This is a genomic window from Bradyrhizobium sp. P3_C3, from assembly GCF_056402655.1.
Map to the genome: position 1 here is coordinate 112,386 of NZ_JBFUGY010000012.1, position 15,004 is coordinate 127,389.

General features: G+C 65.0%; 14 protein-coding genes. 8 read left to right on the forward strand and 6 right to left on the reverse strand.

Features of this window, described 5'->3' with window-relative positions:
- Window positions 1–276: 276 nt before the first annotated feature.
- Genes dusB through ntrC form a run of 3 tightly spaced genes read left to right on the forward strand, consistent with a single transcriptional unit; the run spans window position 277 to window position 3,902 of the window.
- A complete protein-coding gene (dusB, locus tag AC1DW2_RS15860) occupies window positions 277–1,278 on the forward strand; it encodes a tRNA dihydrouridine synthase DusB (protein WP_477006528.1) in 1,002 nt (333 codons plus the stop codon).
- The gene (locus AC1DW2_RS15865; protein WP_028147561.1) at window positions 1,275–2,450 is read left to right on the forward strand and encodes a two-component system sensor histidine kinase NtrB; all 1,176 of its coding nucleotides are present in this window, start codon (window positions 1,275–1,277) and stop codon (window positions 2,448–2,450) included. Before dusB ends, AC1DW2_RS15865 begins: the two co-directional genes overlap by 4 nt.
- A gap of 9 nt (window positions 2,451–2,459) precedes the next feature.
- Complete coding sequence (gene ntrC, locus AC1DW2_RS15870) at window positions 2,460–3,902, forward strand: nitrogen regulation protein NR(I) (RefSeq protein ID WP_028147560.1); 1,443 nt, start codon at window positions 2,460–2,462, stop codon at window positions 3,900–3,902.
- Between the two features lie 167 nt (window positions 3,903–4,069).
- Here the strand turns inward: ntrC and AC1DW2_RS15875 are convergent, their stop codons facing one another.
- Complete coding sequence (locus AC1DW2_RS15875; RefSeq protein WP_477006529.1) at window positions 4,070–4,354, reverse strand: histidine kinase; 285 nt, start codon at window positions 4,352–4,354, stop codon at window positions 4,070–4,072.
- A 45-nt stretch (window positions 4,355–4,399) separates the two neighbouring features.
- Between AC1DW2_RS15875 and AC1DW2_RS15880 the strand changes: the two genes are divergently transcribed.
- The 4 genes from AC1DW2_RS15880 to hflX all read left to right on the forward strand — a co-directional run bounded on the left by AC1DW2_RS15880 (window position 4,400) and on the right by hflX (window position 10,063).
- Window positions 4,400–6,787 carry a sensor histidine kinase gene (locus tag AC1DW2_RS15880; RefSeq protein ID WP_477006530.1) on the forward strand — a complete coding sequence of 796 codons (2,388 nt, stop codon included), beginning with the start codon at window positions 4,400–4,402 and terminating at the stop codon, window positions 6,785–6,787.
- Window positions 6,788–6,804: 17 nt separating this feature from the next.
- Entirely contained in the window at window positions 6,805–8,175 is a 1,371-nt protein-coding gene (gene ntrX, locus AC1DW2_RS15885) for a nitrogen assimilation response regulator NtrX (protein WP_071914044.1), read from the forward strand.
- A 248-nt stretch (window positions 8,176–8,423) separates the two neighbouring features.
- Complete coding sequence (gene hfq, locus AC1DW2_RS15890) at window positions 8,424–8,672, forward strand: RNA chaperone Hfq (protein WP_007591126.1); 249 nt, start codon at window positions 8,424–8,426, stop codon at window positions 8,670–8,672.
- A gap of 11 nt (window positions 8,673–8,683) precedes the next feature.
- On the forward strand, window positions 8,684–10,063 hold the full coding sequence (gene hflX / locus AC1DW2_RS15895; RefSeq protein WP_477006531.1) for a GTPase HflX: 1,380 nt from the start codon (window positions 8,684–8,686) through the stop codon (window positions 10,061–10,063).
- A 78-nt stretch (window positions 10,064–10,141) separates the two neighbouring features.
- Here hflX and AC1DW2_RS15900 read toward each other — a convergent pair whose 3' ends face one another.
- Window positions 10,142–11,164, reverse strand: a complete 1,023-nt coding sequence (locus tag AC1DW2_RS15900) for a DUF2278 family protein (RefSeq protein WP_477006532.1) — start codon at window positions 11,162–11,164, stop codon at window positions 10,142–10,144.
- A gap of 193 nt (window positions 11,165–11,357) precedes the next feature.
- Complete coding sequence (gene mazG, locus AC1DW2_RS15905; protein ID WP_477006533.1) at window positions 11,358–12,212, reverse strand: nucleoside triphosphate pyrophosphohydrolase; 855 nt, start codon at window positions 12,210–12,212, stop codon at window positions 11,358–11,360.
- A gap of 137 nt (window positions 12,213–12,349) precedes the next feature.
- Between mazG and queC the strand changes: the two genes are divergently transcribed.
- Window positions 12,350–13,066 carry a 7-cyano-7-deazaguanine synthase QueC gene (gene queC / locus AC1DW2_RS15910; protein ID WP_477006534.1) on the forward strand — a complete coding sequence of 239 codons (717 nt, stop codon included), beginning with the start codon at window positions 12,350–12,352 and terminating at the stop codon, window positions 13,064–13,066.
- A gap of 243 nt (window positions 13,067–13,309) precedes the next feature.
- Here queC and AC1DW2_RS15915 read toward each other — a convergent pair whose 3' ends face one another.
- Genes AC1DW2_RS15915 through nthA form a run of 3 tightly spaced genes read right to left on the reverse strand, consistent with a single transcriptional unit; the run spans window position 13,310 to window position 14,966 of the window.
- On the reverse strand, window positions 13,310–13,687 hold the full coding sequence (locus AC1DW2_RS15915) for a nitrile hydratase accessory protein (RefSeq protein ID WP_477006535.1): 378 nt from the start codon (window positions 13,685–13,687) through the stop codon (window positions 13,310–13,312).
- Window positions 13,687–14,346 carry a nitrile hydratase subunit beta gene (gene nthB / locus AC1DW2_RS15920; RefSeq protein WP_477006536.1) on the reverse strand — a complete coding sequence of 220 codons (660 nt, stop codon included), beginning with the start codon at window positions 14,344–14,346 and terminating at the stop codon, window positions 13,687–13,689. The genes AC1DW2_RS15915 and nthB overlap by 1 nt, the downstream gene beginning before the upstream one ends.
- Window positions 14,343–14,966 carry a nitrile hydratase subunit alpha gene (nthA, locus tag AC1DW2_RS15925; RefSeq protein ID WP_063983312.1) on the reverse strand — a complete coding sequence of 208 codons (624 nt, stop codon included), beginning with the start codon at window positions 14,964–14,966 and terminating at the stop codon, window positions 14,343–14,345. Before nthA ends, nthB begins: the two co-directional genes overlap by 4 nt.
- Window positions 14,967–15,004: the final 38 nt, after the last annotated feature.

The following is a 15,004-nucleotide window of genomic DNA, read 5'->3' on the forward strand; positions in this document are numbered from 1 at the left end:
CAAATACTCAGTTGGTGATGAAGAGAGTCGGAGAGTGGGGTGATTGCCGCATGCCTCTAGCACGGCAGGCCCGCAAAAAAAGGGGGTTTCCCCGGATTGTGGGAAACAGCATTTTGCTGCACTGCACTTGAAAGATTTGCAGAACTGTCTAAACTGTAGGCATGACGCTTGACTGCACAAGAATTGTGCGCAAGATAGGTCATGGCAGGCGCGATGAGGCCCTGCCTACGCAACGAGACCCCTGTGACCGGCTCGGCAGTATCAGGCTCTAAGCCGTTGAAAATTGGCGATATCGAGGTCGCCACCCCGGTCTTCCTGGCGCCGATGTCGGGGGTCACCGACTCGCCCGTCCGCCGGCTTGCCGCCGAGCTCGGGGCCGGCTTGGTCGTGTCCGAAATGACCGCCAGCGATGAGCTCGCGAATGGCCACAAGATGTCTCGGTTGCGCTGCGAAGCGACCGGGATCGGGCCTCATGTGGTCCAACTCGCCGGCTGCGAGGCGCATTGGATGGCCGAAGGGGCCCGGATCGCGGAAGCCGGAGGCGCCGACATCATCGACATCAACATGGGCTGTCCGGCCCGGCACGTCACCGGCGGCCAGTCCGGCTCCGCCCTGATGCGCGATCTCGACCATGCCGTCAGCCTGATCGATGCGACGATCGCGGCGGTGAAGTTGCCGGTGACCCTGAAGATGCGGCTCGGCTGGGACGATCACACCCGCAACGCGCCGGAATTGGCGCGACGCGCGGAAGCTGCCGGCATCGAGCTCGTCACCGTGCACGGCCGCACCCGCTGCCAGTTCTACAAGGGCGAGGCCGATTGGGATGCGATCCGCGCGGTGCGCGAAGCGATCTCCATTCCACTCGTCGTCAATGGCGACATCACCACTTACGAGAAGGCGCTCGCGGCGTTGGAGGCCTCCGGCGCCGATGCCGTGATGATCGGCCGCGGCGCGCAGGGGCAGCCCTGGTTGCCCGGCGAGATCGGCCGCCGCCTGAAGGGCGGGGCGGTCGAAGCCGCGCCGTCGCTCGAGACCCAGCTGCATTATGTCCGCACGCTCTATGAGGGCGTCTGCGCGCTCTACGGCCTGCGCATCGGCCTCCGGCACGCGCGAAAACATCTCGGCTGGGCGCTCGACGTCGCGGCCGATGTGAGCCGTGCACCGGCCGAGAAGCTGAAAGCCTGGCGCCAGAAGATCCTCACCTCCGAGGATCCGCGCCTCGTCCACCAGTCGCTGCAAGATGCCTTCGACGATTTCGCATGGAGCGCTGCTGCATGAGCTCAGTTGCTGACCATCGCCGGCCGCTTCCGTCCGAGAGCGACGCGATCCTAGATGCGCTGCCCAATCCCGTGCTCATGATCGGGCCGGACGGCAAGATCGTCGCCGCCAACATCGCGACTGAAGCCTTCTTCGACATCTCGACGCAGTTCCTGAAACGGCAGTCGCTGAAAGAACTGGTGCCGTTCGGCAGCCCCTTGCTGGCGCTGATCGACCAGGTTCGTTCGTCGAACTCGCCGGTCAACGAATACAAAGTCGATCTGGGCACGCCGCGCATGGGCGGCGACCGCCAGGTCGATCTGCATGTCGCTCCGCTAACGGAGCGGCCCGGCCATATCGTGGTGATGCTCCAGGAGCGCTCCATCGCCGACAAGATGGACCGCCAGCTCACCCATCGCAGCGCCGCGCGCTCGGTGATCGCCCTGGCCGCCATGCTGGCGCATGAGATCAAGAATCCGCTCTCCGGCATCCGCGGCGCCGCGCAGCTGCTGGAGCAGCAGGCCTCGTCCGAGGACCGCATGCTGACGCGGCTGATCTGCGACGAGGCCGACCGCATCGTGACGCTGGTCGACCGCATGGAGGTGTTCGGCGACGAACGTCCCGTGGTGCGCGGTCCCGTCAACATCCATTCCGTGCTCGATCACGTAAAGCGACTGGCGCAGTCGGGCTTTGCCCGCAACATCCGCTTCATCGAGGATTATGATCCCTCGCTGCCGCCGGTCCTGGCGAACCAGGATCAGCTCGTCCAGGTGTTCCTCAATCTCGTGAAGAACGCCGCCGAAGCGCTGATCGACGTCCCCGACGCCGAGATCCAGCTCACCACCGCGTTCCGTCCCGGCGTGCGCCTGTCAGTCCCCGGTCAAAAATCCCGTGTATCGCTGCCGCTTGAGTTCTGCGTGAAGGACAACGGACCAGGCGTGCCGGACGATCTTCTGCCCAACCTGTTCGATCCCTTCGTGACCACCAAGCAGACCGGCTCGGGTCTTGGCCTGGCGCTGGTCGCAAAGATCATCGGAGATCACGGGGGCATCATTGAATGCGAGTCTCAGCCGCGCAAGACCACCTTCCGCGTGCTGATGCCGATGTATTCCACATCGGTCAAACATGCCGATCAAAGCAGCCGCGACGGCTCTGCCGGGAAGTCGTCGTCTGCGTCACAGGGGGCGAAATGAGGATTAACGATGCCCGCAGGTAGCATTCTCGTTGCGGATGACGACACCGCCATCCGTACAGTTCTCAATCAGGCACTGTCCCGCGCCGGCTACGAGGTCAGGCTGACCGGCAATGCCGCAACGCTATGGCGCTGGGTCAGCCAGGGGGAGGGCGATCTCGTCATCACCGACGTGGTGATGCCCGACGAGAACGCCTTCGACCTGCTGCCGCGGATCAAGAAGATGCGGCCCAATCTGCCCGTCATCGTCATGAGCGCGCAGAACACGTTCATGACCGCGATCCGCGCCTCCGAGCGCGGGGCGTACGAATATCTGCCAAAGCCCTTCGACCTGAAGGAGCTGATCGCCATCGTCGGCCGTGCGCTGGCCGAGCCGAAGGAACGGGTCTCGACGCCGGACGAGGACGCCGAGATGGAGGCGATCCCGCTGGTCGGCCGCTCGCCCGCGATGCAGGAAATCTACCGCGTGCTGGCGCGTCTGATGCAGACCGACCTCACCGTGATGATCACGGGCGAGTCCGGCACCGGCAAGGAGCTGGTGGCGCGCGCGCTGCACGATTACGGCAAGCGCCGCAACGGCCCGTTCGTCGCGGTCAACATGGCCGCGATCCCACGTGACCTCATCGAGTCCGAACTGTTCGGCCACGAGCGCGGCGCCTTCACCGGCGCCAACACCCGCGCCTCGGGCCGGTTCGAGCAGGCCGAGGGCGGCACGCTGTTCCTGGACGAGATCGGCGACATGCCGATGGAGGCGCAGACCCGCCTGCTGCGCGTACTCCAGCAGGGCGAATACACCACCGTCGGCGGCCGCACTCCGATCAAGACCGACGTGCGGATCGTCGCGGCGTCGAACAAGGACCTGCGCGTCCTGATCCAGCAGGGCCTGTTCCGCGAAGATTTGTTCTTCCGCCTCAACGTCGTGCCGCTGCGGCTGCCCCCCTTGCGCGAGCGCATCGAAGACCTGCCGGACCTCGTGCGGCACTTCTTCACGCTGGCCGAGAAGGACGGCCTGCCGCCGAAGAAGCTCGATGCGCTGGCGCTGGAGCGGATGAAGCAGCACCGCTGGCCCGGCAACGTGCGCGAGCTCGAGAATCTCGCCCGGCGCCTCGCCGCGCTCTACCCGCAGGACGTGATCACGGGCTCCGTCATCGACGGCGAGTTGGCGCCGCCCACGGTCAGCCCCGGTGCCGCGGTCCAGCAGGGCGTCGACAATCTCGGCGGCGCGGTCGAGGCCTATCTGTCCTCGCACTTCCAGGGCTTCCCGAACGGCGTGCCGCCGCCGGGCCTCTATCACCGCATCCTCAAGGAGATCGAGGTGCCACTGCTCACGGCCGCGCTCGCCGCCACCCGCGGCAACCAGATCCGCGCCGCCGATTTGCTCGGTCTCAACCGCAACACGCTGCGGAAGAAGATCCGGGACCTCGATATCCAGGTGTACCGGAGCGGGGGTTAGTCTTCCCGAACGGACGGTGGCTCAGCTCCCCCTACCAAAGCGGAGCTGAGCCTGTCCGGATCGCGCTGGCCGTTGTGGCTAACGCGGTGAGCAAAAGTCCGAATCAGGCCGAAACGTTCCGCTGGAACGTATGAATTGTTATTCAACCGCCGAGCGCTGCGTCGCGCTCATCTGATCAGCCGCGCCGAGGCCGGCTGGGCGCTGGCGACGTTCGCCAGCGGCTGCTGCACCCCGAGACCGTTGACCAAGAGGTCGGCGGCTACGATCAGCAGCAGCACGGCCGACACCATCATCGCGAGAAAGAACCTGTCCATGGCGGTCAAGCCGCAGGGGCGGGAATCCGTTCCCGCAAGCGAGGTTTGCCAGAACAGCCGCCTGTGGATGCGCCGGTCCGTCGCGGCGAGGGCGCCGCGGAATTGTCGCAATTCGGCAACAATGTGGTACGAATACATCAGTATCCGCCCGCCGCGGACCCCGTTTTCAGCACCATTGCCGGAATGACCAGCGCAGACACCTCGGCCGCACACTTCGACACGGCCCCAGCGGAAGAGCCCCGGCGTTGGTCGGTGCGTCGCTGGCTGGCACCCCTTGCCGTGGCGATGGCGTTGCTGTCGGCCCTCCTGACCTTCCTGGTCCTGACCGGTCTCACGAGGATCGAGCCGACGCCGGAGGTGGTCCGCTCGTTCTATCTGATCAATGCGGCCACGATCCTGCTGCTGGTCGGCATCATCGTCCGCGAGCTCTGGCAGCTGATCCTGGCGCGTCGGCGGGGCCGGGCGGCGGCGCGCCTCCATGTCCAGATCGTCAGCCTGTTCTCGATCGTCGCGGTGCTGCCGGCGGTGCTGGTCGCCGTCGTCGCCAACGTCACCATCGAGCGCKGCCTCGACCGGCTGTTCTCCGGTCCGACCAAGGAGGTGATTCAGAATTCGCTGACGATCGCGCGGGCCTACATGCAGGACCACGCGCAGCTGATCCGCGGCGACATTCTCGGCATGGCCAATGACATCGCCCACGCCCGGCCGCTCTACGACCAGGACCGCCGCTCGTTCCGCGAGCTGCTGACCGCCAGCGCCGGCTCCCGCAACCTGCCGGGCGCGATGATCATCGACAAGAACACCAACATCCTGGAATCGGCCGACACCGGCATGCGGCTCGCCTATTCGCCGCCGGCGCCGGACTTCCTCAGCAACGTCAACGAATCCGAGCCCGAGATCGCGGTGCTGCCGGATGCGAGCTTCGTCGCCGCGGTGATCCGCCTGCGCGCCTTCAGCGACACCTTCCTTTATGTCGCGCGGCCGCTCGATCCGAACGTCGTCAACCAGCTCAAGCAGACCGAAGTCAGCGTCGCCGAATACGCCCAGATCGAGTCGCGCCGGCTCGGCATCCAGGTCGCCTTCGCGCTGATGTTCGCGGTGATCGCGCTGACCATCCTGATGGCCTCGGTGCTGATCGGCCTCAACTTCGCCAACTCGCTGGTGGCCCCGATCCGGCGGCTGATGAACGCGGCACACACGGTCTCGACCGGCGACCTCCATGTGAAGGTGCCCGTGCATCAGTCGGAAGGCGACCTCGCCCAGCTGGGTGAGACCTTCAACAAGATGACGCAGGAATTGCGCAGCCAGCGTGACGAGCTCGTCAACGCCAGCGATCTCATCGACAGCCGCCGCCGCTTCATCGAGGCCGTGCTGTCCTCGGCGAGCGCCGGCATCATCGGCGTCGACAATTCGGGCAGCGTCGGCATCCTCAACCGCTCTGCCGAGAAGCTGATCGGGCACTCCGAAGCCGAGACGCTCGGCCATCCGCTCTCCGACGTGCTGCCCGAGCTCGAGGAGATGATGAAGACGGCGCGGGAAGGGACCCAGCGCCTGGTACAGGGCCAGATCACGATCACGCGCGACGGCACCGAGCGCAACCTGTCGGTCCGCGTCAGCGCCGAGAAGACCAGCCAGCCGCACGACAGCTACATCATCACGCTCGACGACATCACCGAGCTGGTCTCGGCGCAGCGCACCTCGGCCTGGGGCGACGTCGCGCGCCGCATCGCGCATGAGATCAAGAATCCGCTGACGCCGATCCAGCTCTCGGCCGAGCGCATCCGCCGCAAGTTCGGCAAGGACATCACCGAGACCAAGGACAAGCAGATCTTCGAGCAGTGCACCGATACCATCGTGCGCCAGGTCGACGATATCCGCCGCATGGTCGACGAGTTCTCGCGTTTCGCACGGATGCCGAAGCCGGTGATGGAGGGCGAGGACGTCGCCGACACCGTGCGGCAGGCGGTGTTCCTGATGAAGGTCGCCCATCCCGAGATCGATATCGAGGCCGAATTCAAGGAAGATCCGCTGCGCGCGCAGTTCGACCGGCGGCTGATCTCGCAGGCGGTCACCAACATCGTCAAGAACGCCACCGAGGCGGTCGAGCAGGTGCCGCCGGAGGAGCTCGGCAAGGATTACGGCAAGGGCCGCATCGACGTCGTGGTCTCGCGCGAGGGCGAGGACGTGCTGATCGATGTCATCGACAACGGCATCGGCCTGCCCAAGGTCGCGCGCTCGCGCCTCCTCGAGCCTTATGTGACGACGCGGGCCAAGGGCACCGGCCTTGGCCTGGCGATCGTCGGCCGCGTGCTCGAAGACCATGGCGGGCGTATCGAGCTGAAGGACGCTTCCGATTTCCGCGAGGGCCAGCGCGGCGCGTGGATGCGGATGCGTTTTGCGATCTCCGGTGCCCCCGCGAAGAGCGAGGGGACCGTGCAGGCATCGTCGGCCGCAAACGCGGTCACGGACGTCGCCAAGCCCCCCGAAACAAAACCGCCGGCCGCCGAAACCAAAGAGCCGGCTGAAATGACCAATGATTCAACGAAGATCGAAGCCTCAACAGGCATCTGACAAGACAGGCGCGAACCATGGCAAGTGAAATTCTGATTGTCGATGATGAGGCCGATATTCGCGATCTCGTTGCGGGCATTCTCGAAGACGAGGGCTTCGTGACCCGGACCGCCCGCGACAGCGATACGGCGCTCGCCGAGATCGCCAATCGCAGGCCGCATCTGGTGTTTCTCGACATCTGGCTCCAGGGCTCCAAGCTCGACGGCTTGCAGTTGCTGGAGCAGGTCAAGAAGGACAATGCCGATCTGCCGGTCGTGATGATCTCCGGCCACGGCAACATCGAGACCGCGGTCGCCGCGATCAAGCGCGGCGCCTACGACTTCATCGAGAAGCCGTTCAAGGCCGACCGGCTGATCCTGGTCGCGAACAGAGCGCTCGAGAACTCGCGGCTCAAGCGCGAGGTCAAGGAGCTGAAGCAGCTCGCGCCGAGCGCAAGCTCGCTCGTCGGCCGCTCGCCGAGCATGAACCAGCTGCGCCAGACCATCGACCGCGCGGCCAAGGCCAACAGCCGCATCCTGATCGTCGGCCCGGCCGGCGCCGGCAAGGAGCTGACCGCGCGCACGCTGCATACGGCCTCGGGCCGCGCCGATGGTCCGTTCGTCGTGATCAATGCCGCCGCGATCACGCCGGAGCGCATGGAGCACGAGATGTTCGGCGTCGAGCAGTCCAATGGCGAGCAGGCGCGCAARCCCGGCGCGCTCGAGGAAGCCCATGGCGGCACGCTGTTCATCGACGAGATCGCGGACATGCCGCGCGAGACCCAGAACAAGATTTTGCGCGTGCTGGTCGAGCAGTCGTTCCAGCGCGTCGGCGGCACCGGCAAGGTGCAGGTCGACGTCCGCATCATCTCCTCCACGGCGCGAAATCTCGAAGAGGAGATCGCTGCCGGTCATTTCCGCGAAGACCTCTATCATCGGCTCTCGGTGGTGCCGATCCGCGTGCCCGCGCTCTCGGAGCGGCGCGAGGACATTCCGGAATTGATCGACTATTTCATGGAGCAGATCTCGGCCGGCAGCGGCCTGCCCAAGCGGCAGATCGGGCAGGACGCGATGGCGGTGCTGCAATCGCATGTGTGGCCGGGCAACGTGCGCCAGCTCCGCAACAACGTTGAGAGAGTCATGATTCTGGCCGCGGGCGGACCGGAGGTGATCATCACCGCCGACATGCTGCCGCAGGACGTCGGCTCGATGGTGCCGGCGATGCCGACCAGCAACAATGGCGAGCACATCATGGGGCTGCCGCTGCGCGAAGCGCGCGAAGTGTTCGAGCGCGACTATTTGATTGCACAGATCAGCCGTTTTTCAGGAAATATTTCTCGCACGGCTGAGTTTGTTGGCATGGAACGTTCGGCGTTGCACCGGAAGCTGAAGGCGCTCGGTGTCGGCTGACACCGCGACGTCGCGGCCGCAGCTCAGGGATTAGCGAGGAAAATCATCGATTTCCGTAGTTTTTCGGGGCAATTGGGCGTTGCCTGCCGCGTGAAGCGGCTTGCCTAATAACCCGTCCTGTCCTCTAATCGAACCGCTGTTCCTCCGAGGGGGATCTCATGAGGAATAGCAACCGGAAGAGGCCCCGAATGTCACAAAGAGGGCCGCAACCGGCGCAATAAAAAGAAACTCAAAGCGAGAAAAAAACAATGGCGGCAGACCGCGCACAAAACCTACAGGACACCTTCCTCAATCACGTTCGCAAAACCAAGACGCCACTGACGATCTTTCTGGTCAACGGAGTGAAGCTCCAGGGCATCGTGACCTGGTTCGACAATTTCTGTTTGCTGCTTCGGCGCGACGGTCACTCGCAGCTTGTCTACAAGCATGCGATCTCGACCATCATGCCGGGCGCTCCGATCCAGTTGTTCGAAGGCGGCGAGGATCAGCCGGCTTGAGAGTGATCTGATTGGAACCCCGGAATTTCGACGGGGAGGCCGACCGTCCGCGGTCGGCAGGGGCGAAGCAGACGGGGCGGGTGCTTGTCATCGGCCCCTACTTGCGTGTGCGCGCGGGCGGTGCCGACGCGCAATCGGAAAGCCATGTTCAGCGTGACGCGGAGGCCCGGCTCGATGAGGCCGCCGGCCTCGCGCGGGCGATCGACCTCGTCATTGCCGATGCCATCATCGCGCCGATCAGCCAGATCCGCCCCGCGACCTATATCGGCAAGGGCAAGGTCGAGGAGATCGCCGCGCTGGCCAAGAGCCTCGATGTCGAGCTCGTCGTGATGGATTGCGCGCTGGCGCCGATCCAGCAGCGCAATCTCGAGAAGGAGTTGCACGCCAAGGTGCTCGACCGCACCGGCCTCATCCTGGAGATCTTCGGCCGCCGCGCCAAGACCAAGGAAGGCTCGCTCCAGGTCGAGCTTGCGCATCTCAACTACCAGCGCTCGCGCCTCGTTCGCTCCTGGACCCATCTGGAACGCCAGCGTGGCGGCTTCGGCTTCATGGGCGGTCCCGGCGAGACGCAGATCGAAGCCGATCGCCGCCTCATCCAGGAGCGCATCTCGAAACTCGAGGGCGAGCTGAAGAAGGTGCAGGCGACGCGGCGGCTGCATCGCGCCGGACGCCAGCGCGTGCCGTATCGCGTCGTCGCGCTGGTCGGCTACACCAATGCCGGCAAGTCGACGCTGTTCAACCGCCTGACCCGCGCCGACGTTCAGGCCGCCGACATGCTGTTCGCAACACTCGATCCGACCCTGCGCGCGCTCACTTTGCCGCATGGCGGCAAGGCGATGCTGTCTGACACCGTCGGCTTCATCTCCAACCTGCCGACCCAGCTCGTCGCGGCCTTCCGCGCCACGCTGGAAGAGGTGCTGGAGGCCGACGTCATCCTGCATGTGCGCGACATCTCGCACGAGGATGCCGAGGCCCAGCAGAGTGACGTCGACGCGGTGCTGCGCCAGCTCGGCATCAACCCCGACGATTCCGGCCGCATCATCGAGGTCTGGAACAAGATCGACCGTTACGAGCCTGACAAGCGCGAAGAGCTCTTGAACATCKCCGCGCGCCGGCCGGAGGATCATCCGGCGATGCTGGTGTCGGCCGTGTCAGGCGAGGGGATCGACGCTCTGCTTGCGGCGATCGAGGAACGGCTCGCCGCAAAACGCACCACGCTCGATCTCTCCATCGACGCCGCCGACGGCGCCGGCATCAGCTGGCTGCATCGAAATGCGGAGGTGCTGGCGAAAGAGCTGCACGACGGCCGCTTCGACATGACCGTACGGGTCGACGAGACCAAGCGGGATATCGTGGTGAACCGGTTCGATGCCGTGCCGCGCGTGGCGTGATCCGAAGGGCGCGGTGCGCCCGACCGGCTTGAGTGCGATATCGACCGTATCCGCGTTTCTGGGTTGAGACGCGTAACGCTAGAATGGAATGGTCAGGCCCGGATTCTTCGCTTGCGCCTTGGTATAGGCGACGCCGTGGATCTTGATCCCGCGCTCGTCCAGCAGCGAAATGATGCCGCCCTGGTTCGACAATTCCATCGGCTTCTGCACGACGATTGCGAGCGTGCCCCCGGCTGCGATCTTCCCTGACAGGACCATCTTGTTCTTCTGCTTGTCGGCCAGCATCCAGCCGGTGAGATCGATGTCGCGATCGGCTGTATTGAGCAGCGTGACGACTTCCCGCTCGGGCGTCTTCAAGGCATTGACGAGTGCTGCGATGATGCGCACGAGTCCGTCCGGCATTTGCCCGGTCGGAGGAGCCGTCGGATCTGGCGGCTGTGTCGGCGCGCCGAGATCGATGGGGTCACCGGTCTTGTCGTCGGTGTGCCAGGCCTGCGTCTGGAATTTGAGGAAGACCGCCGTCCATAGCTTCTGATCCGGGAATTCGAACACCAGCCCGCCGTCTTGCCATGGCCCGTTGTCGCCCGAGAACCTTCCGATCGGATTTCCCTGATTCATATGGATGTCGTGAATGCCGCGACCCGGCCGGAAGCCGAAATAATTGTCCGCTTTGGTCTCCGGCCCCCACGTCTCACCGAATGCGTAGATCATCGCGCTTTCGTTTGAGAGCGCGCGCTGGACGAACTGGTCGAGCTTCTCGTTGAGGTCATTGTCGGGTCCGGGCACCGACAGCGGGAGCGGGATCATCTCCTGGGGCTGCATCAGATTGCCGCGAATGAAGTCCAGCGCGATGCTGGCCGGCTTCGGCGGCTGCGGGTGCAGGCCCTCCGGCAGCGCCGCGAGATGATCGGTGATCGGATGGACAAAATGCGATCGCACCAGGAACTCGACTTCGCTTCCGTCGCCTGACTGCACATTGACGGCGATGCGGAAATCCGCGTTGTCGGCCACGACATGGACTTGATAGTGCGGCGACTGGCCGGTGCCGAAACGCATCGCGATCGGGCGTCCCTTGAGGACCGAATAGTGCTTTAATGGCATCGCACTCACCTGAGGTGGGATTTCGGCTGCGCGGGCTCCGTTGCTCAACTTTAGACTGCTTGTCGTGACGGTTTCATGGCTTGACTGCGATCCGCCATGACCGCCTCGCTGCATTTGGGAAAAGATGCTGACCTATATCTCCTTCGCGACCGCTTCGATCCTTGCGGATACGCCGATGGAGCAGGCCACAACGCTAGCGGCGGGCCTGCGAACGAGTCTCCGATACCGGTTTCGCCTCACTCTTAGCCGCATTCCACAGCGCGTCCATCTCCGCCAGCGACGCCTGCTCGAGCGTCCGGCCCTGCGCCTCGAGCGCGCGCTCGATGAAGGCGAAGCGCCGCTCGAACTTTGCATTCGTCGCGCGTAGCGCGGCTTCCGGATCGGCGTCGACGTGGCGGGCGAGGTTGACGAGTGCGAACATCAGATCGCCGGTCTCTTCCGCCAACCCCTCGCTGTCGTTGCGGTCGAGCGCCGCCTCGATCTCGTCGGCTTCTTCGCGGATTTTCGCCAGCACCGCACGCGGGTCATTCCAGTCGAAGCCGACCGTCGAGGCCTTGCGCTGGAGCTCCATGGCGCGGGTCAGCGCGGGCTGACCGGCCTTGACGCCCGAGAGTAACGACTTGTGTGTCGGCGTTTCCTCCGGCGGCCGGCGCGCCGCACGTTCGGCTTTCTCCTCGGCCTTGATGCGATCCCAGACCTCCTTGACGTGGGAGGAGGCGATATTGCCGTCCTTGTCGGCGAAGACATGAGGATGGCGCCGGATCATTTTGCGGGTGATGGCCTCTACGACGTCGCCGAAGGCAAAGGCATTCTGCTCCGAAGCCATCTGGGCGTGAAACACGACCTGGAGCAGGAGGTCGCCGAGCTCCTCTCTGAGATCGTCGAGATCGCCGCGGCTGATGGCCTCGACCACCTCATAAGCTTCCTCGATCGTGTAGGGCGCGATCGTCGCGAAATTCTGCTCGAGATCCCAGGGGCAGCCGGTCACCGGCGTGCGCAGCGCCGCCATGATCTCGATCAGGCGGGAAATGTCACGGGAAGGGGTCATTGCGGGGCAGTCTCCTGGGTCCAAAACCTTATGCCAAAAGCGGCCCGCCGTTCCCAGCGCGGCGCGGCGGAACAGGCCGATTTCCACCGATTGGCGGCAGATTGGCGAGCAGCGCCCGCAGTGCTAAAGCGCGGGCCATGAGTGACGCATTTTCATCACAAACCGCGCTGGTGCTGTTTTCCGGCGGCCAGGATTCCACCACCTGCCTCGCCTGGGCGCTCAGCCGCTTTGCACGCGTGGAGACACTGGGTTTCGAGTATGGCCAGCGCCATGCCATCGAGCTCGCCTGCCGCGACCGGCTGTTCGACGGCATCAAGGGCCTGCGCGCAGACTGGGCCGCAAAGCTCGGCGAGAGCCACACGCTGTCGATCCCGACGCTGGCCGCCGTGTCCGAAACGGCGCTGACGCGCGACGTGGCCATCGCGATGGGCGCCGACGGCCTGCCGAACACGTTCGTGCCGGGCCGCAATCTGGTGTTCCTGACGTTTGCCGCGGCGCTCGCCTACCGGCGCGGCATCACCCATATCGTCGGCGGCATGTGCGAGACCGATTATTCCGGCTATCCCGATTGCCGCGACGACACCATCCGCGCCATGCAGGCCGCGCTCTCGCTCGGCATGGCCAGGCCATTCGAGCTGCATACGCCGCTGATGTGGATCGACAAGGCGGCGACGTGGAAGCTCGCCCATGACCTCGGCGGCGCAGGACTGGTCGATCTCATCCGCGAGCACTCGCACACCTGCTATCTCGGCGAACGCGGCGCGCAGCATGACTGGGGTTATGGCTGCGGCGAGTGCCCGGCCTGCAGTTTGCGGGCGAAGGGATGGCGAGAGTTTGCGGCGGGGCGCAAATAGCGCTCCAATCTCCGCCGTCATCGCCCGCGAAAGCGGGCGATCCAGTATTCCAGAGAAGGTGCTTGAGCCGAGAAGCCGCGGCGTACTGGGTCGCCCGGTCAAGCCGGGCGACGACGGAGGAGAGAGCTTGCGCTCTCCCAACGTCGTCATTGCGAGGAGCTAAGCGACGAAGCAATCCAGACTGTCACCGCGGAGAGATACTGGATTGCTTCGCTGCGCTCGCAATGACGGGTCAGGCGCGACCTACCGAAAATCCTCCGGCCGCAGCTCGATCGGCTTGCCGTGCGGCGTGCGGTCGGCGGCGTGGTCCCAGGCGTCGCGGTAGCGGTGCAGCGTCTCCGCCGTTGCGACGCCCTTGCTTGCGACCAAACCTTCCAGCGTGGCGAGCCAATGCAGGTAATAGGTCTCGCCCGTATCGGGGTCGCCGGCGGCTTGCGCACGCTTGATCTCGGAGGCCAAGGCTGCGGCCCATTCCGGCCAGGTGAACACGCCGCGCTCGTGCAGCGTCAGCGCCATCGCAAACGCATGCGCTTCCCAGGGCGCGCGGAACACCGGGCCGTCGTCATCGCGCGGGATGCTCGGAATGGCCGCCGTCGCGGCGGCCGCAGCCGGGCTGCTCATCACGCCGGGTCCAGATAGGGTTCGAAGGCGTCGATCGACACCTTCAAGGTCGGATCACCGTCCGCGCCCCAGAGATCGCGGCCCTCGAATACCACCGTGTAAAGCCACTGCGGATTTTCGCCGAGCTCCATCGCCGCCGAATCCGGAAATACGTGGCAGCCGTGGTTCAGCTCGACGACACCGACATGGCCGCGCACATAGCGCGGCAGCCGCGTATGCGTGGTCGGATGAATGTTCTTGGCGCGGACGCGGTCGCCGATGTTGAATTTTGCCGGCGCCGGAGTAGGGCGGGCGAACTTGCCGCGCACCATGACGCGCTCGACATTGGCGAGGTCGAACTTGCCATGCTTGAGCGCCTTTGCGGGCTGCATCGCGTGACCGGCAGCGACTTCCTCCCGGGTGAGGTAGCCCTTCTCGATCAGCATCTCCTCGAGCCCGAGAAACCATTTCTTGTAGTAGGAGCTCGAGAGATAGACGTGCGGCGGCAGCGTCTCGCGATAGAAGCGCGAGGTGTCGATGTTGAAGGCGCCCGCCGCGCCCATCGCGCGCACCATGGCGAGGACACGCGATTCCCACTCCTCGTGAAACATCGGCTCGTTCGGTTCAGCCTCGACCTTGCCGAACCCGTCCATGCCGCCCATGTCGTGGACGCCGTTCACGAGGGCGCTCCAGGCGTTTTGGGAAAGCCGGTGCCGATCATGGAATCGCGCGTGACGAGCTCGGCAAGCTGCTCCTCACTCCAGCCTTCGGTGCCCGCGGGGCGCATCGGCAGCACCAGGAAGCGGGTCTCGGCCGTCGAATCCCAGACACGGATTTCCATGTCCTTGGGCAGCGTGACGTCGAAATCGGCGAGCACGCCGCGCGGGTCCTTCACCGCGCGCGAGCGGTAGGGCGCGGCCTTGTACCAGACCGGCGGCAGGCCCAGCATTTCCCAGGGGTAGCAGGAGCACAGCGTGCACACGACCATGTTGTGTCGCTCTGGCGTATTCTCGACCACGACGAGATGGTCGCCGACGCGGCTGACATGGCCGAGCGTGCCGATGGCCTTCGAGCCATCCTCCAGCAGCGCCTTCTTGAACGCCGGATCGGTCCAGGCCTTGGCGACGACGCGCGCGCCGTTGTGCGGGCCGATCCTGGTCTCATAGGCCTGGATGATGGCGTCGAGCGCGGCCGGCTCGACATAGCCTTTTTCTGTCAGGATCGTCTCGAGCGCGCGCACGCGCAGCTCGGTCTCCGACAGCTCGGAATGGTCGTGATGATGGTCGTGATCGTGGCTCATGGCGCAAAGATAGGCGCAATGGTCCCTGCCTGTCGAGT